The 19,421-nt window shown below is 33.1% G+C and carries 23 protein-coding genes; 13 read left to right on the forward strand and 10 right to left on the reverse strand.

Annotated elements, in window-relative coordinates:
* Nucleotide 1 precedes the first annotated feature (1 nt).
* On the forward strand, nucleotides 2–652 hold the full coding sequence (locus KA873_RS01345) for a TetR/AcrR family transcriptional regulator (RefSeq protein ID WP_107504492.1): 651 nt from the start codon (nucleotides 2–4) through the stop codon (nucleotides 650–652).
* A gap of 75 nt (nucleotides 653–727) precedes the next feature.
* On the opposite strand, the gene KA873_RS01350 is transcribed toward KA873_RS01345, so the two are convergent.
* Entirely contained in the window at nucleotides 728–1,198 is a 471-nt protein-coding gene (locus tag KA873_RS01350) for a thioesterase family protein (protein WP_107383555.1), read from the reverse strand.
* A 453-nt stretch (nucleotides 1,199–1,651) separates the two neighbouring features.
* On the opposite strand from KA873_RS01350, the gene KA873_RS01355 reads away from it, so the two are divergent.
* Together KA873_RS01355 and KA873_RS01360 are read left to right on the forward strand one after the other, a co-directional pair.
* Nucleotides 1,652–2,743: a YkvI family membrane protein gene (locus tag KA873_RS01355; protein WP_107504491.1), complete on the forward strand. Its 1,092-nt coding sequence runs from the start codon at nucleotides 1,652–1,654 to the stop codon at nucleotides 2,741–2,743.
* Between the two features lie 103 nt (nucleotides 2,744–2,846).
* Nucleotides 2,847–3,053: a hypothetical protein gene (locus KA873_RS01360; protein ID WP_019469950.1), complete on the forward strand. Its 207-nt coding sequence runs from the start codon at nucleotides 2,847–2,849 to the stop codon at nucleotides 3,051–3,053.
* 383 nt (nucleotides 3,054–3,436) lie between these two features.
* On the opposite strand, the gene KA873_RS01365 is transcribed toward KA873_RS01360, so the two are convergent.
* From KA873_RS01365 to KA873_RS01395, 7 genes are read right to left on the reverse strand one after another with little or no spacing between them, the layout of a single operon-like run.
* Nucleotides 3,437–4,279 carry an urease accessory protein UreD gene (locus KA873_RS01365; protein ID WP_107383557.1) on the reverse strand — a complete coding sequence of 281 codons (843 nt, stop codon included), beginning with the start codon at nucleotides 4,277–4,279 and terminating at the stop codon, nucleotides 3,437–3,439.
* Nucleotides 4,279–4,893 carry an urease accessory protein UreG gene (ureG, locus tag KA873_RS01370; RefSeq protein WP_107385730.1) on the reverse strand — a complete coding sequence of 205 codons (615 nt, stop codon included), beginning with the start codon at nucleotides 4,891–4,893 and terminating at the stop codon, nucleotides 4,279–4,281. Before ureG ends, KA873_RS01365 begins: the two co-directional genes overlap by 1 nt.
* Nucleotides 4,894–4,906: 13 nt before the next feature.
* Nucleotides 4,907–5,596: an urease accessory protein UreF gene (locus tag KA873_RS01375; RefSeq protein WP_107383559.1), complete on the reverse strand. Its 690-nt coding sequence runs from the start codon at nucleotides 5,594–5,596 to the stop codon at nucleotides 4,907–4,909.
* A complete protein-coding gene (ureE, locus tag KA873_RS01380; RefSeq protein WP_107385732.1) occupies nucleotides 5,589–6,041 on the reverse strand; it encodes an urease accessory protein UreE in 453 nt (150 codons plus the stop codon). The genes KA873_RS01375 and ureE overlap by 8 nt, the downstream gene beginning before the upstream one ends.
* Nucleotides 6,042–6,052: 11 nt before the next feature.
* Nucleotides 6,053–7,768: an urease subunit alpha gene (gene ureC, locus KA873_RS01385; RefSeq protein WP_119535418.1), complete on the reverse strand. Its 1,716-nt coding sequence runs from the start codon at nucleotides 7,766–7,768 to the stop codon at nucleotides 6,053–6,055.
* Nucleotides 7,765–8,178: an urease subunit beta gene (locus KA873_RS01390; RefSeq protein WP_107383562.1), complete on the reverse strand. Its 414-nt coding sequence runs from the start codon at nucleotides 8,176–8,178 to the stop codon at nucleotides 7,765–7,767. The genes ureC and KA873_RS01390 overlap by 4 nt, the downstream gene beginning before the upstream one ends.
* A 13-nt stretch (nucleotides 8,179–8,191) precedes the next feature.
* The gene (locus KA873_RS01395; protein WP_019469957.1) at nucleotides 8,192–8,494 is read right to left on the reverse strand and encodes an urease subunit gamma; all 303 of its coding nucleotides are present in this window, start codon (nucleotides 8,492–8,494) and stop codon (nucleotides 8,192–8,194) included.
* Nucleotides 8,495–8,705: 211 nt separating this feature from the next.
* Here KA873_RS01395 and yut point away from each other — a divergent pair, with 211 nt between their 5' ends.
* The 10 genes from yut to KA873_RS01445 all read left to right on the forward strand — a co-directional run bounded on the left by yut (nucleotide 8,706) and on the right by KA873_RS01445 (nucleotide 17,728).
* Nucleotides 8,706–9,605, forward strand: coding sequence for an urea transporter (gene yut, locus KA873_RS01400; protein WP_107383563.1), 900 nt, complete (start codon nucleotides 8,706–8,708; stop codon nucleotides 9,603–9,605).
* A 107-nt stretch (nucleotides 9,606–9,712) separates the two neighbouring features.
* Complete coding sequence (gene nikA / locus KA873_RS01405; RefSeq protein ID WP_438829990.1) at nucleotides 9,713–11,197, forward strand: nickel ABC transporter substrate-binding protein; 1,485 nt, start codon at nucleotides 9,713–9,715, stop codon at nucleotides 11,195–11,197.
* Nucleotides 11,194–12,174 carry a nickel ABC transporter permease gene (gene nikB, locus KA873_RS01410; RefSeq protein WP_107504488.1) on the forward strand — a complete coding sequence of 327 codons (981 nt, stop codon included), beginning with the start codon at nucleotides 11,194–11,196 and terminating at the stop codon, nucleotides 12,172–12,174. Before nikA ends, nikB begins: the two co-directional genes overlap by 4 nt.
* A complete protein-coding gene (gene nikC / locus KA873_RS01415; protein WP_107504487.1) occupies nucleotides 12,171–12,992 on the forward strand; it encodes a nickel transporter permease in 822 nt (273 codons plus the stop codon). Before nikB ends, nikC begins: the two co-directional genes overlap by 4 nt.
* Nucleotides 12,985–13,770, forward strand: a complete 786-nt coding sequence (locus KA873_RS01420) for an ATP-binding cassette domain-containing protein (protein ID WP_107504486.1) — start codon at nucleotides 12,985–12,987, stop codon at nucleotides 13,768–13,770. Before nikC ends, KA873_RS01420 begins: the two co-directional genes overlap by 8 nt.
* A complete protein-coding gene (locus KA873_RS01425; RefSeq protein WP_107504485.1) occupies nucleotides 13,763–14,455 on the forward strand; it encodes an ABC transporter ATP-binding protein in 693 nt (230 codons plus the stop codon). The genes KA873_RS01420 and KA873_RS01425 overlap by 8 nt, the downstream gene beginning before the upstream one ends.
* Before the next feature lie 119 nt (nucleotides 14,456–14,574).
* Nucleotides 14,575–15,489, forward strand: a complete 915-nt coding sequence (locus KA873_RS01430; protein ID WP_107385739.1) for an ABC transporter substrate-binding protein — start codon at nucleotides 14,575–14,577, stop codon at nucleotides 15,487–15,489.
* A gap of 417 nt (nucleotides 15,490–15,906) precedes the next feature.
* Nucleotides 15,907–16,320: a MarR family winged helix-turn-helix transcriptional regulator gene (locus tag KA873_RS01435; protein ID WP_107504484.1), complete on the forward strand. Its 414-nt coding sequence runs from the start codon at nucleotides 15,907–15,909 to the stop codon at nucleotides 16,318–16,320.
* 148 nt (nucleotides 16,321–16,468) lie between these two features.
* The gene (locus KA873_RS01440; RefSeq protein WP_107504483.1) at nucleotides 16,469–16,849 is read left to right on the forward strand and encodes a VOC family protein; all 381 of its coding nucleotides are present in this window, start codon (nucleotides 16,469–16,471) and stop codon (nucleotides 16,847–16,849) included.
* Between the two features lie 57 nt (nucleotides 16,850–16,906).
* Nucleotides 16,907–17,728, forward strand: a complete 822-nt coding sequence (locus tag KA873_RS01445) for a Cof-type HAD-IIB family hydrolase (RefSeq protein WP_107504482.1) — start codon at nucleotides 16,907–16,909, stop codon at nucleotides 17,726–17,728.
* A gap of 60 nt (nucleotides 17,729–17,788) precedes the next feature.
* Here KA873_RS01445 and KA873_RS01450 read toward each other — a convergent pair whose 3' ends face one another.
* Both KA873_RS01450 and KA873_RS01455 read right to left on the reverse strand, forming a co-directional pair.
* Nucleotides 17,789–18,211: a universal stress protein gene (locus tag KA873_RS01450; RefSeq protein ID WP_107385026.1), complete on the reverse strand. Its 423-nt coding sequence runs from the start codon at nucleotides 18,209–18,211 to the stop codon at nucleotides 17,789–17,791.
* 106 nt (nucleotides 18,212–18,317) lie between these two features.
* Complete coding sequence (locus KA873_RS01455) at nucleotides 18,318–19,382, reverse strand: quinone-dependent dihydroorotate dehydrogenase (protein ID WP_107504481.1); 1,065 nt, start codon at nucleotides 19,380–19,382, stop codon at nucleotides 18,318–18,320.
* Between the last annotated feature and the right edge of the window lie 39 nt (nucleotides 19,383–19,421).

The following is a 19,421-nucleotide window of genomic DNA, read 5'->3' on the forward strand; positions in this document are numbered from 1 at the left end:
CATGAATCGGAATATTAAAGATATCGTGGAAGAAATTGTACCTAAATTAGAGCATTTAACTGAAAAGCAACGTTTAGTGATTGAAAGTGCCCTTATACTTTTTAGTGAAAAAGGTTATAAACAAACAAGTACAAGTGATATTGCTAAGCGGGCAGGTGTTGCTGAAGGTACAGTATATAAACAGTTTAAAAATAAAGAATCATTACTCTATGCAGGTCTGGTGCCAATTATAAAAGATAACATAGCGCCTATTGTAGCAGAGGAGTTCTTAAGTGAATTGAATCGCGCAAGCAACTTGGAATCATTTATAAATACATTTGTAGACAATCGTTCTAAATTTATTTATGAAAATAGAATGCTGTTAAAAGTATTCTTTAATGAAGCGATGACAAGTAAAACATTTCAGTCGGTGTTATTAGAAGTATTTAATAAGCGTTTAGTCTCTCATTTGAAACCAATGATCAATAAGATGATAAGTTGCAATGAAATGCGGCATGTTGAATCGGAGTTTTTTGTACGTAGTTTAATTGCTCAAACGATCAATTTAAATATTGGTTATTTAATTGATTTGAATTATAAACATGACGATGTGTATGAAAACCATTTATTATTTACAAAGGAAAGTCTTTACTACATGTTTACAGCAAAATAGCAAAAAGGGTTAGTTAAAATAATGAAAGTAGAACAGAAATGAAAGTTGGATTTCCGTTCTACTTTTATTTTTTTTCTATTTTCTAGGTATGCCAATAACATGACCTAGTTGTGATGGCGCGTTAAATGGCTTTTGCATATTAAAAGCTGCTTGTATTTTCTCTAGAATAGGCTGTGGGAATGCCATGCTACGACGTGTAACTTTACTAACGCCTATCATGATCACTTCATATGTAGCAATACGCTCATCATTATTGTTGTACATTGTCAGGAATAAATGTACTCTTTTCGCATCATAATCATAAATATGTACTTTAACATAAAAGTCATCTTCTAATACGAGTTCTTTTAAAAAGGAAATATGCGCTTCCAAACTAAAAATAGTAATTTCATGTGTTTGTCGATAAGAAACATATAAGTCGACTGATTCGAAAAATCCAACGACGACATCACTGAAAATTGAATAATATTGTGCATCATGCATATGGTTATTGTTATCTATCCAAGATGGTTGCACGGTGTTTTTATAAATGTATTCCTCTGCCACAAAATCACTCCTAAAGTATAAATTTAATAGTAGCCTATATTATTGTAACAACATTAAACATTTTAAGTTAGTAATTTGATTGAATCTGTACATAATTCAATATTACTTATTGAAAATGTGGAATTGATAAACAAATTCAAGTAAGTTATCATAAAAATGTAAACGCTTGCATTTCGAATGTTTTGAGTTTATATCTTTATTTATAAATTTAAAATAAAAGGTACAGAAATTTTGAATTCAAACAAATTTCAGTATCGTACTAAGGTTTGGATGGTAAGGATAAAAGGGTACAGGATTAGGGTCCTGTGAAAATAGTATGTTAAATTCACAAACATATTTGAAACTTGCGCATCCTTTGCCAATATCAAAGATGCATGCGAGTGAAGTGATATTATAGGCGTTTGCGAATGCTTATAAATGAAATTCAATGTAACTTTAGCGAAGGGGATTTATATGAAAAGGATATTTTTAATAGGTAGTGCATTCATCGGTATTATCGTGGGTGCAGGTTTTGCTTCAGGGCAAGAAATACTACAGTATTTTACTAGCTTTGGAACGGTGGGCATACTCGCGGGTATTGTTTCTACCGTGTTATTTGCTTATGTAGGTATGATGCTAGTATGGTTAGGCAGTATATTTAAAGCTGAAGGGCATAACGACGTGATACATAAATTGACTGGTGGTACAATGTTTGGCAAAGTCATTGCTTGGTTAGTAGACATTGTGCTCATTATTGCATTATTTGGATTTGGTGTTGTTATGCTTGCAGGTGGAGGTTCAAATTTTGAACAACAATTTGGCATACCTGCTGTGTACGGTACTGCACTTATGGTTATATTAGTACTCGTATTTGGTATGTTACGTGTGGATAACGTTGTTAAAGTAATCGGTAATATTACACCTTTATTGATTATCTGTATTGTTATTGTTGCTATATATTGTTTGTTTACGATGTCAGGTTCGTTTAGCGAATTAGATGCATTGGCTAAAAGTCATACATCTGCTGTTCCGCATTGGTTTATCGCAGGTGTAAATTATGTTTCGCTTAATGTAGGATTAGGTGCATCAATGTCAATTGTTATGGGAGGTAATGAGAAAAATAGTAAAGTTGCTGCATGGGGTGGTTTAGCCGGTGGTATTGTCTTAGGGTTAATGATTATGATTAGCCATTTGGCAATTTTTTCTAAGATTGAAACAGTTGGCCACTTACCGTTACCAATGTTAGGACTAGTCAATGATATTTCACCTATTTTAGGCGTGTTTATGTCAATTGTTATTTATTTAATGATTTTTAATACATGTTTAGGTATGTTTTATTCATTAGCTACACGTTTCACTGAAATAGAGACGAAACAATTCAAAATATTTTATACGATATTTACTTTAATCGGTTTTGCAATTAGTTTTGCAGGTTTTACAGATTTAATGACATTTTTCTATCCGGTAATAGGTTATATGGGTATCATTATTATAATCGTATTAATTTATGCACCATTTAAGGTGAGAAGAATAAAAAAACAAGGTAAATCATTACAAGATTTGTAAAACATCATTTAGAAATAACTATATATTTTTTGTAGCGTAAATATTAAGATAAAATGTACGGATAAGAAATAATAACTATTGAAATCCGAAAGGAGCCAATCGCATGGTTTATGTTGCATTAATCGTATTAATTATAGCGATTATATTACTGATTTATTCTATTGCATTACTAATGGGAAAAGATGGATCATTATTTAGCTTATTTACGCATGAAGAAAAATCATTAAAAAAAGGGCAAAAGTTAGCGATTTATATCGCGACAATTTTATTGTTAGTCATTAGTATCGTATGGTTGCTAAATATTATTTAAAGTAAATGGTATGAAAGTTGTTATAACATTATAAGTTTTTTCAGACTGTCGACAAAGTCTCCGACTTTGTTGGCAGTTTTTTTGTGCACGCTTTCCACGGGCACTGCCTTAGCCTGTAGTCTTCGGCTAGTGCGCTTACCGCAGGACTCGGCCTAAATAATTGCCAATATTATACGAAGAACATTATATATAAATTAAATAGTGTTGGTAATGGTCTGAAAGACCACTGCTATTTGAAAAACAACTATATAAATAAAAATAAACAAACCCTACGCATTAATTTGCACAGGGTTTGTCTAAGTTCTTTTTATTGAGTATAAATTGTATGTTTCATGCTCTTTGAGGTTGGAATTACTATTTCATAATATACGACATGATTAAGGTTAATATTTTCTTAAGAAATTGACTTCTCTGTCAAAGATATGCTGTGCAACGTACGTTTGAACAGCATTTAAAATGCGCTCGATAATTTGTGTTTTATTTGATAAGATTCGAATGCTGAAACCATGCGTTGGTAATTGCGTAATACCAAAACGACAATTATATAGTTTATGATAATGCTTGATGTAATCATAAACGTCATCTATAAAAGTTTGATTGACTTCAGGATGTATGAAATAGCATGAACCTAAATGTGTATAGTCTTCCATATATCCTAGGCCATCAACTTTATTTTTAGTTGGATCAAGTAACAAATTATCAAATGTTACGAGTTCATTTTCAACATAAATTTCATTAAGTAGATGCATATACGTATATGTGAAGGCTTTATCTTCTTTTGAATAACCGGGTGTCAGTATATCTGTATAGAATAGTGAACCGCTAGCACTCAAATTAAACGTATTATGTTGGAAAAACTTAGCGTTTTCAAAGGCAATAATAGGATCGCCGACATATTCAATATAAGCATTGTCTTTAATTTTAAAACTTTGATATTGTTCGACATGATCATTTAATGTTTTATAGATTTTTGTCGCACCTTGTGAAGTTAAAGTCACATTTGCATTTTCTTCTGCTGTGAAATCCATTTTGTAACGGTCACCATCTAAATAACCACCACCTACATTTACAATATAAAATGTAGGTATATCTGAGCCGTTTAAGTAGACTGGGCGTATGACTTTTAATGCCTTCTCAAAAAAGATATCACGCGCAACAGATTTTCTACCATTATTAAAAACAGTTAAATCTAATACGCCAGTCCATTTTTGCTGTGCATTTGCCATTAAGCTAAACCTTTAAGAAAGACATCCTGATCTATCCATTCGATAACCTTATCTAAGCCTTCATCTGTTTTAAGATTAGTAAATGCAAATGGTCTTTTGCCTCGGAATGTTTCAGTATCTTCAGCCATACGTTCTAATGAAGCGCCGACATACGGAGCCAAATCAGTCTTGTTAATTACAAAGAAATCAGATTTAATCATGCCTTGTCCGCCTTTGCGAGGGATTTTTTCCCCTTGAGCAACGTCGATAATATATATAGAAAAATCGACTAACTCTGGACTGAAAGTCGCAGCAAGGTTGTCGCCACCAGATTCGATAAAGATTAAATCGATATCTTCATTGCGTTCTTTTAATTCATCGATAGCAGCAAAGTTCATTGAAGCATCTTCACGAATTGCTGTATGTGGGCAGCCACCTGTTTCAACACCGATAATGCGATCTGCAGGTAACACGCCTGAATTAACTAAAATCTTTTCATCTTCTTTTGTATAAATATCGTTGGTGATGACACCTATGCTAAATTCTTTAGATAATTGTTTCACTAATTTTTCAATAAGTTGTGTTTTCCCTGCACCTACAGGGCCACCGACACCTATTTTAACTGTCTCTGTCATTGAAAATGCCCTCCTAAGATATGAATATTCTTACATTTACGTTCTCATGTTCCATCTGGTTGATTTCTAATCCGGGTGCAGTGATACCTAATTGTGACTCCTCTAATGTCATAATATGATTTCTTGTTTCTTTCATAAAGGGAATCATTTCATGGACGATTCTTTGACCAGCAGTTTGTCCTAAAGGAATCGCACGAACTGCGTTTTGTGTTAAACTCGATACATTTTGATATAAATAGTAATCGATAATCATTTCAATATCGACACCTAAATAATGACCAAGCATTGTAAAACAAATCGCCGGATGCAATTTTGCTTTTTTATTTTTGTTTTGCGTTTGATACCACTTTATCCATTCACTATCGTAAAGTTCTGCTGCTAGTTTGACCATGCGATTACCCATTTGTTTTGAACCTTGTCTGGTTTCTTTAGGCAGGTTTTGTACAAAAAGTATGCGATCTAAATACAATATTTTTTCAGTGTTATGATGATTTAGTGCATCGTAGACTAAGCGCATCGTTAAGCCGTCAGCAAATGAAAGTTGTTCATTTAAGAATAATTCAAGCCATTGTTTAAAAGATGCTTCATCATGGACAATATCTCTTTGGATATATGTTTCAAGACCGAATGAGTGACTGAAAGCGCCAGTCGGAAATTGAGAATCACAGAATTGGAATAAGCGTAAATGTGCGTGATCAATCATGTGAATGACCTATATGTCTAAATGCTTGGTTTACTTTTCTATCTTCGTGGCTGTAGGGTATGCCTAAGTCTTTCAATAAATCTTCTACGAGATAGTCATATTGTACAAGCATCTCTGTTTCTGTGAATTGTGCTGGCAAGTGTCGATTGCCCAACTGATGAGCAATGTCACCCATTTCTTGTAATGTACGTGGCTTGATAACTAATAAATCTTCTGAATTGACGTCTACAATAATCATATTTGTATCGTCTTGATATAGAATATCACCATATTGTAAATCGATTGGCTGTTTTAAACGAATGCCAATTTCATTACCATGATCTGTTGTAACACGTTGAATACGTTTCACTAAGTCAGAATTTTCAAGGTAAACTTTTTCAACATGTTTGTTTTTTTCATTTTGCGCAAGATTTGCAATATTACCTTTAATTTCTTCGATGATCATACTTTATCCTCCTAGAATAAGAAATAACGTTGCGTTAGTGGTAACTCAGTAGCTGGTTCACTTGTTATTTTCTCACCATCGACAAATACTTCATAAGTTTGCGGGTCTACATCTAGTTTAGGTGTAGCGCTATTATTTTTCATATCTGCTTTAGTTAAATTACGAATATTTTTAACTGGTCTTAATTTACGTTTTAAGCCTAAACTTCTGCCAATATCATTTTCATAAGCAGTGGATGAAACAAAAGTGATAGCAGTACTTTGCATATTACCACCTAATTGTCCATACATATTACGATACTTGAGTGGTTCAGAAATTGGAATAGAGCCGTTAGCATCGCCGTTGATTGCTGTACTGATCATGCCACCTTTAAGCACTATCTCAGGCTTAACGCCAAAGAACGCTGGGTCCCACATTACAATGTCTGCAAGTTTACCTTCATCAATAGATCCAACATATTCTGAAATACCATGTGTGATTGCAGGATTGATTGTGTACTTCGCAATATAACGTTTGATACGGTTATTATCGTTATATTCACCGTCTCCTTCAAGTGCACCACGTTGTTCTTTCATACGATGAGCCACTTGCCATGTACGTGTGATTACCTCACCAACACGACCCATAGCTTGAGAGTCGGAACTTACCATACTAAATACCCCTAAATCTTGTAATACGTCTTCTGCAGCAATTGTTTCTTTACGAATACGAGAGTCAGCAAAAGCAACATCTTCAGGGATAGAAGCGTTAAGGTGATGTGTGATCATAACCATATCTAAATGTTCATCTATTGTATTGTGTGTGTATGGCAAAGTAGGGTTAGTGGATGATGGCAAAATGTTTGAGTAAGAGGCTGACTTAATTAAGTCGGGTGCGTGCCCGCCACCAGCACCTTCAGTATGGTACATGTGTAATACACGGTCTTTAACTGCTGCCATTGTTTCTTCCATAAATCCAGCTTCGTTTAAAGTATCTGCGTGTAAGGCAACTTGAATATCGTAGTCATCTGCGACTTGTAAAGCGTGATCTAAAGCAGATGGTGTTGCACCCCAGTCTTCATGGACTTTAAGACCAATGACGCCTGCATGAATTTGTTCGACGAGGGCAGTGTGGTTAACAGCTTGTCCTTTCCCAGTAAAACCAATGTTTAATGGAATTTGTTCTGCTGCTTCCAACATGCGATGAATATACCAAGGTCCAGGCGTAACAGTTGTTGCTTTTGAGCCTTCAGAAGCTCCAGTACCACCACCGATTAATGTAGTTGTGCCACTTTCTAATGCAACGAGTGATTGCTCTGGGTTGATAAAGTGGACATGTGTATCAATGGCACCAGCAGTTATAATTTTACCTTCTGCAGCAATGACATCAGTCGTTGCACCAATAACGATATCAACATTATCCATAATGTCTGGGTTACCCGCTTTACCAATTTTCATAATATAGCCATTTTTCACACCAATATCTGCTTTGATTACTTTGTCATAATCAAGGATTAGCGCATTAGTAATAACTAAATCTGCAACTTTTTTGTCGTCTCTTGTTACGTTAGGGTTTTGAGCCATACCGTCTCGGATGGATTTACCGCCACCGAAAGTAGCTTCGTCACCATATGTAGCGAAATCTTTTTCGACTTTAGCGAATAGGTTTGTATCACCGAGTCTTACTGAATCACCAATTGTTGGTCCATAAAGACTCGTGTATTGAGATTGCGTCATTTTGAAACTCATCTTTTATACCCACTTTCTTTATTAGCATTATCTTCTGATAAATTGGACTCATCGATAATTTCTGATTCTTTAGTGTAATCATCTGGTTTAAATACACGTGTGTCGTCTATAGGACCATTTATTTTTCCGTGGAAACCAAAAATATTACGATTTCCTTTATATTCTACTAATTGAATTTCTTTTTCATCACCTGGTTCAAAACGAACTGCAGCACCTGCGGGTATATCTAAACGTTTGCCATAAGCGTGTTCACGATTAAAATCTAATGCAGGATTCACTTCGAAAAAGTGAAAGTGAGAACCAACTTGTATAGGCCGATCGCCTGTGTTTTTTACAGTGATGACTGTGGCATGAAGCCCTTTGTTAACATCGATTTCTGTACGTTTAACAATAATTTCACCTGGTTTCATCATGTATCCTCCTTTAGACTATCGGATGATGGACAGTAATTAATTTTGTACCATCAGGGAATGTTGCTTCAATTTCTAAATCAGTTAACATATCTGCAACACCTTCCATGACATCATCTGCGCTTAATATTTGTTTTCCATAACTCATAAGTTCTGCTACTGATTTCCCATCGCGCGCCCCTTCTAACAATTCAAAACTGATGATAGCGGCTGCTTCAGGATAGTTTAATTTTAATCCTCTTTGTTGACGTCTACGTGCTAAATCGGATGCAATGACTAACATTAACTTATCTTGCTCACGTTGTGTAAAATGCACGTTGTTCACTCCTTTTCCAAAACTGTTAAAACCAATACCAATGTGTATGTGTCTACATTTTAATAATAAAGGGTTGCTAGGCTAACTACAAGAATTACACATTAAGGAAAGGTGTGGAAATAGCGAATTTAGTAAAATTTGAAAGGCTTTTAATTATAGGTTGTATGATATAAGATGAATAACGTAAATTTTATAGAAATCAGGTGACATTGTGAATGCGATTCAAATATTATTAAAAAATATCGCACAGGTTTTATTGTTGAACAATGCATGGACAGGTTTATTTATCTTAATAGGTCTATTTATAGGTAGTTGGAAAGTCGGTTTAATGGCCCTCATCGCTAGTTTAACATCACTATTATTAGCTAAATATACAAATTACTCGGACGAAGAGATTAATAGTGGTTTAGCAGGTTTTAATCCAGTATTGACAGCAATTGCATTAACGTTATTTTTAGTACCTGAATGGTATAGCTTATTGATAGTCATCGTTGCAATAATTATAACGATGCCGTTAGGATCTGCATTTAGAGAGTTTTTCAAACCTTTTGGTGTACCTATGTTAACGATGCCATATGTATTTGTAAGCTGGGTTGTTTTATTAATGTCTTTTCAATTCAAGTTTGTAAATGCAGATGTAAAAATATTGCCTAATACAGTCAAAGAAATTACATATTCCGGACATCATATCGATTTTATTAGTGCCTTTTTATCAGGTTTTAGTGAAGTATTTTTATTAAAAAGTGTTTTAGCAGGTATTTTCATTTTGACTGGGATATTTATTGCTTCAAGAAAAGCAGGACTCTACGCAATGATTGCTAACGTCATTGGCTTTGCAGCTGTTACAGTGCTCGGTGCAAATCATGATCAGATTAATGATGGTTTATTTGGTTATAATGTCATTCTTACAGTTTTAGCGTTAGGAGTGGCATTTAAAACTAGAATTCCGCGATATATGAGTATTGTGCTTGGTGTCTTACTCACGGTAGTTATACACGCAGGAATGATTACATTGCTAACACCATTTGGCTTACCTGTCTTTACCTTACCGTTTATTATTGCTACATGGATTATGTTATTCGCAGGAAATAGTATGCGTGTACAAAAATAAGTAACCTCTGAAGCATGAAGTTTAATTAAATGTACAAACTAAGTATAATAAAAGAGGGTGTGCTTTGTGGATAGATTATTATTCAATAAAAATTGTTGGAAAGAGGTATGTTTATGAAAAAAATCATCACAGTATTAGCTTCTACAGCAGTAATTTTGGCTGGTTGTAGTGGCTCTAGCAGCCAGTCTAAAGGAAAAACTTTAGATATAGAATTACCTTTGAAAACGACATCTATCGCACCATATGAAACAGATGTACCTGTGAAGGTAGGTGCTGCAGAATCATTATTTAAAGCGACAGCAGATGGTAAAGTTCAAAAGTTGCTAGTTAAATCTTACGAACAAACATCACCGACTCAATTAGATTTAACATTAAAAGATAATATTAAATTCCAAAACGGAAAAAAAGTGACAGGTGAAGCAGTTAAAGCCAGCTTGGAGAAAAGCATTCAAAAAAGTGATTTAGTCAAAGGTTCATTGCCAATCAAAGATATCAAAGTGGATGGACAAAAATTGCAAATCACAACTAAAACTGCATATCCTGAACTCATTTCAGAATTAGCTAGTCCATTCTCAGCTATTTATGATACTGAAGCTAAAGGAGATATAAATAAAACCCCTGTAGGCACTGGTCCATATCAAATTAAAGATTATAAGCAATCACAGAAAATTCAATTGGACCGAAATAAAGATTATTGGCAAGGCAAACCAAAACTAGACCACATCAATGTTACATATCAAGAAGACGGCAATGCCCGCACGAGTGATTTAGATTCTGGAAAAGCAGATGTTATTACGGATGTACCTGTTGAAAAAGTTAAATCATTAAAAGAGAGTGATAAGACGAAAATTTCATCTGTCTCTGGTTTCAGAACTGGATTATTATTATACAATCATACAAGTGATAAAATGACAAAGCAGGTTCGTGAAGCATTAGATAAAGTCATTGATCGTAAGCGTATTGCAGATAACGTTTCAAAAGGCTATGCAACACCTGCAACTGGACCATTTAATAAAAAACTGGACTTTATAAAAAATAAAGATGTGCAAAAACAAGATATTGCTCAAGCTAAAAAAATAATGGAAGATGCAGGTTACAGTGAAGCACATCCATTAAAACTGACGATATCTACGTATAATGGACGTCCAGAATTACCTAAAATTGCACAAGTAATTCAGTCAGATGCTAAAAAAGCTAATATTGATATCCAATTACGTAATGTGGATGACATACAGGGTTATTTAAAAGATAAAGATCAGTGGGATGCCTCACTTTACAGTTTTGGTACAATTCCTAGAGGGGATACGGGTTATTTCTTTAACCAAGCTTACAAACCAAAAGGCGCAATTAATGCAGGTGGCTATGATAATCATAAGGTCACAGCATTAATAGATGAGTTAAATAAAACAGTGAACAAAGAAGAACGTAATAACATTACTAATCAAATCATTGATATTACAAGTGATGACATCGCAAACAGTTATATTTCTTATAACGATAATATCGTTGGAATGAATAAGGATGTAGAGAATTTAACTTCAACACCAGAAGGTATTTATCTTATTGACTATAAGGTTGATAAAAAAGAATGATATTAAAACATATACTTTCTAGAATTGGACAAATGATCATTGTATTGTTTGTCCTTTCTACTATCACTTTTATATTAATGAAACTCACGCCTGGAGACCCTGTTGATAAAGTTTTGCACTTAGATGTAGCGAATGTTTCAAGTGAACAAATTGAAGCTACCAAAGAACGATTAGGACTCAATCAATCCCCGGTAGTGCAATATTTTCAATGGTTAGGTCAGATAATACAGTTAAACTTCGGTACAAGTTATCAAACTGGAGAGCCTGTGATTAAAGAATTGATTTTTTACACACCTCCAACGTTAATTATTGCAGTATTAACGATTGTTATCGTATTTCTAGTTGCTATTCCTTTGGGGATATTAGCAGCAAAACGATATCATACATGGATAGATACTTGGATAAGAATATTGACTTCATTTACGGTGAGTGTGCCTTCCTTCTTTTTAGGAACGATATTAATTTATATATTTGCACAACAACTAAATATACTGCCTTCATCAGGTTTAGACTCTATCGCCGGTTATATATTGCCTGTAATCGCATTAAGTATTGGCATGAGTGCATATTATGTAAGGTTAATGCGTTCGACTTTAGTTGAACTATATCAATCTAAAGAAGTAGAAGCGGCTAGACTGAGAGGAATGTCAGAGCACTACATCTTATGGAAAGACTTGTTTAAGCCAGCTATTGTCCCCGTGATTACTGTATTAGGTATGTCTGTTGGTAGTTTGATTGGTGGTACGGTAGTGATTGAAAATTTATTTGGGATACCAGGTCTTGGTCACTTTCTTGTAGATAGTATTAGAGCGAGGGACTATCCAGTAGTACAAGGTGCTGTTATCATGATTGGATTCTTTGTGGTGTTGGCCAATACGATTAGTGATTTGTTACTTTTATGTATTGATCCTAAACGTCGTTTTAACAAAATAAATGATACATTAAAACGTCAGGGCCAGGATGGTGATATTGAATGAGACATAAGAATAAAGGGAATTTTATTTTTTATATGTTTGGTATTTATGTATTGTTACTCATCGTAGCCCAATTTTTTATTTCAACAGATAGTGCATTAGAGGTACATTTGAATCATACACTAGAGCTTCCTAGTAGCACACATTGGCTAGGTACGGATGATTATGGCCGAGATTTACTAGCAAGAGTGATTGTCGGTGCAAGATATACATTGATCATCAGTTTAATCACTTTGTTGATTACCGTAATAATTGGTGTGCCACTGGGACTTTTAGCAGGTTATAAAAAAGGTCTTGTTGATACGATTATTATGCGTGTTATCGACATAGGATTAAGTATTCCAGAATTTGTGTTAATGATTGCTATGGCAAGCTTCTTTAAACCGAGTATATGGAATTTAGTGATAGCAATTACTATTATCAAATGGATGACTTACACACGACTCACACGTTCAATTGTAAGTAGTGAAATAAGTAAACCATATATTCAAATGGCTAAGCTATTTAATGTACCAACACATCGCATTATTTTAAAACATTTTTTCCCACAAGTGATGCCTTCTGTGATTGTTTTAATGACCGTAGATTTTGGGAAAATTATACTTTATATTTCTTCGTTATCATTCTTAGGTTTAGGTGCACAGCCACCTTCTCCAGAGTGGGGAGCAATGTTAAATGCAGGTAGAGATTATATCAGTTCATACCCATTGTTATTAATTGTACCCGCATTTTTAATCACATTAACTATTTTATTATTTAATTTAACTGGTGATGCATTGAGAGATAGACTTTTAAAAAGAAAGCGTGATGCTGATGGCTAATAATAACCTTTTAGAAATTACAAACTTAACCATCACAGATATCAATGGTCAAAGACTCGTAGACCATCTTGATTTAACATTACGAAAAAGTAAAGTGAATGTTTTGGTAGGTGAAAGTGGTTCTGGCAAAAGTTTAACTGCAAAAGCACTCGTACAACAAGTTTCTAGTATGTTGACGACACATTTTGATTCATTAGTTTACAAAGGACAATCAATCACTGGTGTAAGCAATTTACTAGGAAAAGAAATTGGTTTTATATCTCAGGATTATACACATAGTTTTAATGATCACACAAAATTAGGTAAGCAATTGATAGGTATTTATAAAATGCATTATAAGGTAGATAAAACTGCAGCTAATAAATTTGTAAAGCAAGCACTTAAATGGGTAGATTTAGATTCAGAAGCAGTGATGACACGTTATAGATTTAATTTATCAGGTGGTCAGCTTGCAAGGGTGCAAATCGCCAGTGTTTTAATGTTAAATCCAAGCGTTATTATTGCCGATGAACCTACAGCATCATTAGATGCAATCACAGGTTATAATGTGATGAATTTAATCAAGCACTTAGCAGAAGTTCATAAAGTGACCTTATTGATGATTACGCATAATTTATCTCACGTGCTTGATTTTAGTGATTGGATTAGCGTCATTCAACATGGCAAAGTCATAGACTTTAATCATGTTCAAGCATTTAAGGATGGAAATGTAAAACCATACAGTCTTAAATTGTTTGATGCGCGTAGTCAGTTAAGGAAGGATGACATAAATGATTAAGTTGCAACATATAAACTTTGCTTATAAAAATGCTCCTATTTTAAAAAATATTAATTTAACGATAGCTTCAAATGAAAAAGTTGGCATTGTTGGTGAAAGTGGTTCTGGTAAAACGACGTTGGCTCATGTAATGTTAGGATTATTAACCAATTATCAAGGTCAATATTCAACACAAGGACTAAGTATGCTTCCGATATTTCAACATGCATACGATAGTTTTAATCCCAAATTCAAAATACAAACCGCACTAGAAGAACCAATACGATATTATAAAGGTTCACAATCAACAGCAGATATTCGCGCAAGTCTTAAATATTTAATGTCATATATGCATTTAGAAGAATCATTATTACAAAAGTTTCCAGACGAGTTAAGTGGTGGACAGTTACAACGATTTAACACAATACGTACATTAATGCTAGCACCGGATATGTTAATCTGCGATGAAATAACTGCTAGTTTAGATGTGATAGCTGAACAAAGAATGATAAAAGTTTTGAAAGACTACCATGATCAAACAAACAAAGGAATCATTATGATTTCTCATGATATTGCTTTTTTAAATCAATTTGTTGAGCGAATTGTTGTTATGAAAGATGGAGAAATTGTCGATGATTTTCCGATTGCGTATTTATTTTCTGAAGAACGCCACCATTATACCAAAGCGCTACTTTCTATATATTAAGTTGAGTCATCATTCATGCACAATCAACAATTATTTGTGGTTCGTTCAATATAAATGAAGTATAATATATAATTAAGCTCAGTTTAAATTGTAAACATATGAAAAGGGGATATTTAGGAATGAAAAAATTATTATTACCATTACTTGCACTTATTTTGGTATTAGCAGCATGTGGTAATCAATCTGATAATGAGTCATCAAAAAGCAAGAAAGAAACAAAGACGTATGTTCAAGATTCAGGAGATAAAGTAAAAATACCTAAAAAGCCAAAACGTATTGTCGTACTTGGTGCAACTTATGCAGGTGGTTTAAAACAACTTGATGGGAATATAGTAGGTGTAGCTAACATCGTGGATGATAGCAAAGTATTAAAGGATAAATTTAAAGACGTTAAAAAAGTAGACGCAGAGAATGTGGAAAGTGTCGCAAAGTTAAAACCAGATTTAATTATTACTTATAATACTGATAAAAATTTAAAAAAATTAAATAAAATTGCTCCCACAATTGCTTTTGATTATTTGAAACATGATTACAAAGAGCAACATCAAGAGCTAGGAAAAATAATAGGTAAAGAAAAACAAGCAAATGCCTGGATTGATGAATGGGAGAAAAAGACAAAAAATGACGGTGAAACAATAAAAGAGGCTATTGGTGAAGACACAACTGTTTCAATTATCAAAGATTTTGATAAAAAAGTATATGCACTCGGTAAGACATACGGTCATGGTAGTGAAGTATTGTATGATGCATTTGGCTTGAAAATGCCAGAAAATGTTGAAAAAGCTACTGAGAAAAATGATTTAGCTGATATATCTGAAGAAGAAATTCCAGATATGGCAGGTGATTATGTCGTTACACCAGTCGCTAAAGGAACTCAATTATCTTTTGAAAATAAAGATTTATGGAAAAGTACTGAGGCTGTCAAAAATGGACATACAATTAAAGTGGATGAGGGCATTTATTGGTTAAATGATCCTTACTCTTTAGAATATGAACGTAAAGATTTGAAAGAGCAATTATTGAAAAAGCAATAAGCATAAATCGTGTTAATTTAACAAATTAAAACCATTTTAGTCACTATTAACAGTTGAAACACTAATAGAATTGAACTTATTTTATTAGTATTAATTGTTAGTACACTAAAATGGTTTTTTGTATTATGCTCAAGATAAACAATATTATAATTATATGTTGTTGATGTATAAAAAAAGTGGAAATTGGGAGTATCACGTCTTTAGTTCGACATTTTTATCCTTTAAACTAAAAAGTAGATACCGAAACTTATAGAATATTGAATAATATAGTTTATAAAAGCAACGTATTTATATAGGTAGTCATATGAAAAAAGTGCAACACTTGGAAATAATGTTTTTTGTACAACATCATTTCAGAATTAATTAATAAATGACCTAAAGAAACTTTCAAACGTATGATTAGTGGGGAGATATACAATGAAAAAAGAACAAAAAGTGGATAATTGGATTAAAATGACTAAATATATACATTATATTGAAGCGATGATTGAAAGAAAATTGAAAGAACAATATCATCTAAGTATTAAAGAATTTTATGTATTATATGAAATTTATAAGTCAGAGAATAAAAAATACAAAATCAATGATTTGATTAAAGTGGTTGACTTAAGTCAAAGTGCGATGTCTAGACTTATTGTAAGAATGGAAAATACAGAGACGCCACTTGTATATAGACAAGAATGTGTAGAAGACCAACGCGCCATGTACATTTATCTAACTGGTTGTGGAGAAAAAGTAACTCAGACAGCACTAAATACTTACGATCAATTATTAAAACAAGTTAATTTAAAGTGTATCAGCGCTTTGACAAACATGGATGAGAATGGTTAGAGTCTACCGTAATTGAAAGCTAAAATAAATATTTTGAAGCTTTGTGCTATTGAAATAGAAAATGATAATGTCATGTTTTTAAAAGTGATTTATGTTTTACTATAAGTGTGTAATACATTGAAAAATTTGAAAAGGGAGAGGATGGCTAATGGAAATTAATGCTGCATGGCTCAATTTACCAGTACAAGATTTGGAAGCAAGTGAAAAATTTTATGATACGATAGGATTTACAATCAAAAAACATAAAGACATGATGAATAAAATGCGAGGTATTCAAACGAAAGATGGCCAAATCATTATGCTGATAGAAAAAAAGCAATTTGAAAAAGTTTCTAGACTTTCATCTATAGGTAACAATGAAGCATTAGTATCACTTTCAGTTTCAACAAAACCAGAAGTTGATACGTTAGTTTCCTTGGTTGAACAAGCAGGCGGAAAAGTACTAGAAACAGGCACGGAACATGAGGGGTATTACGGGGCCTTATTTAGTGATATAGATGGTCATTTGTTCAATGTCATTGTGATGTAATGACTTATTATATAACCCATCTTTTAATGATTTGTACAGGAATGGAAGGTGTAACATTTGATAAAAGCAATAGCAGTAGATAAAGACGGTACCTTTTTTAAATCGGATAATACCTATGATGAAGCTTATTTCAATAAAATTTTTGAAAGCATGATGGAAAGAGATATAAAATTTATCATTGCAAGTGGTAACCAATATGCACAATTACGTTCATTTTTTTCAGGTAAGGATCATCAGATAACGTATATAGCTGAAAATGGTGCAGTTACGTATCAAAATAACAAATTAGAAGCAGCTGAATATTTTGATCAACAATTGGTATTTGACGTTTTAAATTTGATTATTAATCATTATCATATTGAAGATATTGTGTTAAGCGGAGTTAAAAGTGCTTATGTATTAGAAGATGTGGGTAATGACTTTTTATCATTTTTATATAAATATTATTTTAATATAACGAAAGTTTCTGACTTTAAAACTATTGAGCAAGATGAATTTGTTAAGATTGCGCTTAGAATTAAAGATCCATTACTTTTAGATGAAGTAATGAAAGGTTTGAAAGCACAATATGGTGAAGAAATAAAGCCAGTTACAAGTGGAAATGATAGTTTGGATTTAATATTACCTAAAGTGAATAAAGGTGTAGCGATTAAAACACTTTTAGATAAATGGGATATACAACCACAAGAATTGCTAGCTTTTGGAGATGCAAATAATGATATAGAAATGTTAGCTTTGACTCCAAATAGTTATGCAATGGCTGAATGTAGTCCTGAAGTGGCTGATGTCGCAAATTACAAAGCGCCTTCCAATGATGAATCAGGTGTGTTACAAGTCATCGAGCGATATTTAAAACAAGATAACGATATTACAAACTAAAATAACGACAAAAACTCATTATTCCTTAATAGAATAATGAGTTTTATTAATGATGTTAAATTATTTTATAATAAGTACAGGAATATTTGCGCTATTAGCGATTTTATGAGTAACATTTCCCAGTACATTTTTTATGTCTGGTTTGGCCCGTTTATTACTCATAACGATGATATCATAGCTATTTTCTTCGATTTCACTTAATATTTCTTGTTTAATGTAGCCAGAACGAAACTTCACTTGAATTTTTAAGCCGAGTGATTCTAATTTTTCAACAAAAGGTGATATTTCATTGCCTTTTTCTTCAGCTAATTCTTCAAAATGTTTGCCACCATAGCGAACCGAAGTTTGTAAATCACCTTCAGGTATAACGTTGAAAATAGTGATTTTTGCATTGTCAACGCCGGTAGTTAAATTTTGTAATTCTTTAGGAACGTTATTAAAAGAATTATCAAAATCATATGCTAATAATATATTTTTATACATTGTAGCGCCCCCTTCGGTAATTGTTTACCCTATATAATAAAAAATCATCATAATTTCACAATTAATATTTTATAATAAATAATTCGATAAGAAAAACTAAAATATTTTACGCATCTAATCCTATGATATCATCGATATGTTTGTATCCATTTCTTAGTAAATATTGTGCAAGCTGTTTGTTCATAGTTTTAGTTAATCCAGGCCCTTCAAATACGAGTGAACTATAAATTTGAACCAGCGATGCACCATGACGTAACATTTTGATGACGTCATTCACTTCGAAAATGCCACCAGTACCAATGATTAAAAACTGACCTTGCGTTTCTTTATAGGCATGTGCAATCAGTTTTAAATTCCGCTTAAATAAAGGTTTTCCACTTAACCCGCCAGTTTCTTTTTGATTAACGGAATGTAATTGTTCACGTTTTTGCGTAGTATTCGCTAAAATGATGCCATCAAACGTTTGTGTTATAGGTTTGAGCATTCGAGACAAACTTTCTGTACTAAGGTCAGATGTTAATTTTATAAAAATAGGTACGTTAAGATCATGTTGTGTTTTATAATTTTGTATAGCAGCACATAATTGAGAAAATTCATTTTTATCATGAAAACTTTGTAGGTTTTCCGTGTTAGGAGAACTGATATTAACGGTGAAGAATGTGACGTCATTTTTAAATGTGTCTATGACTTTTATATAATCTTGGTAACGTGCTTCATATGGCGTTGCTTTATTTACCCCAACATTTAAGCCAATAGGCGTATGGTAACTATATTTTCTTAGATTACTCAACGCCTTGTTCATACCTAAATTATTAAATCCCATACGATTGATTAGCGCGTGGTCTTCTATTAATCGATACATGCGTGGTTTAGGATTGCCAGGCTGTGGTTTAGGTGTTACGCCGCCTAATTCTAACGATCCAAATCCTACTTTATCTAGTGCTTTTGGAACTTCACAAGATTTATCAAATCCCGCAGCTAATCCGATTGGATTTTCAAAATGTATACCTTTGATGCTTTGAGATAATATAGGGTTCCTATAATGAAATAATTTTTCGAGTATTGGCAGCAATTTAGTGTACTTTTGAGGGATTTTAAGGGCATTAATCGTCATACCGTGTGCTTTTTCAGGGTCTAATTGAAATAAAATAGGTTTAATTAACTTATACATGTTGTAATCGCTCCATTTGTTTAAATTAGTAGTAGATGA

This window comes from Staphylococcus sp. GDY8P45P, assembly GCF_017892745.1.
Taxonomy (GTDB): Bacteria; Bacillota; Bacilli; order Staphylococcales; family Staphylococcaceae; genus Staphylococcus; species Staphylococcus cohnii.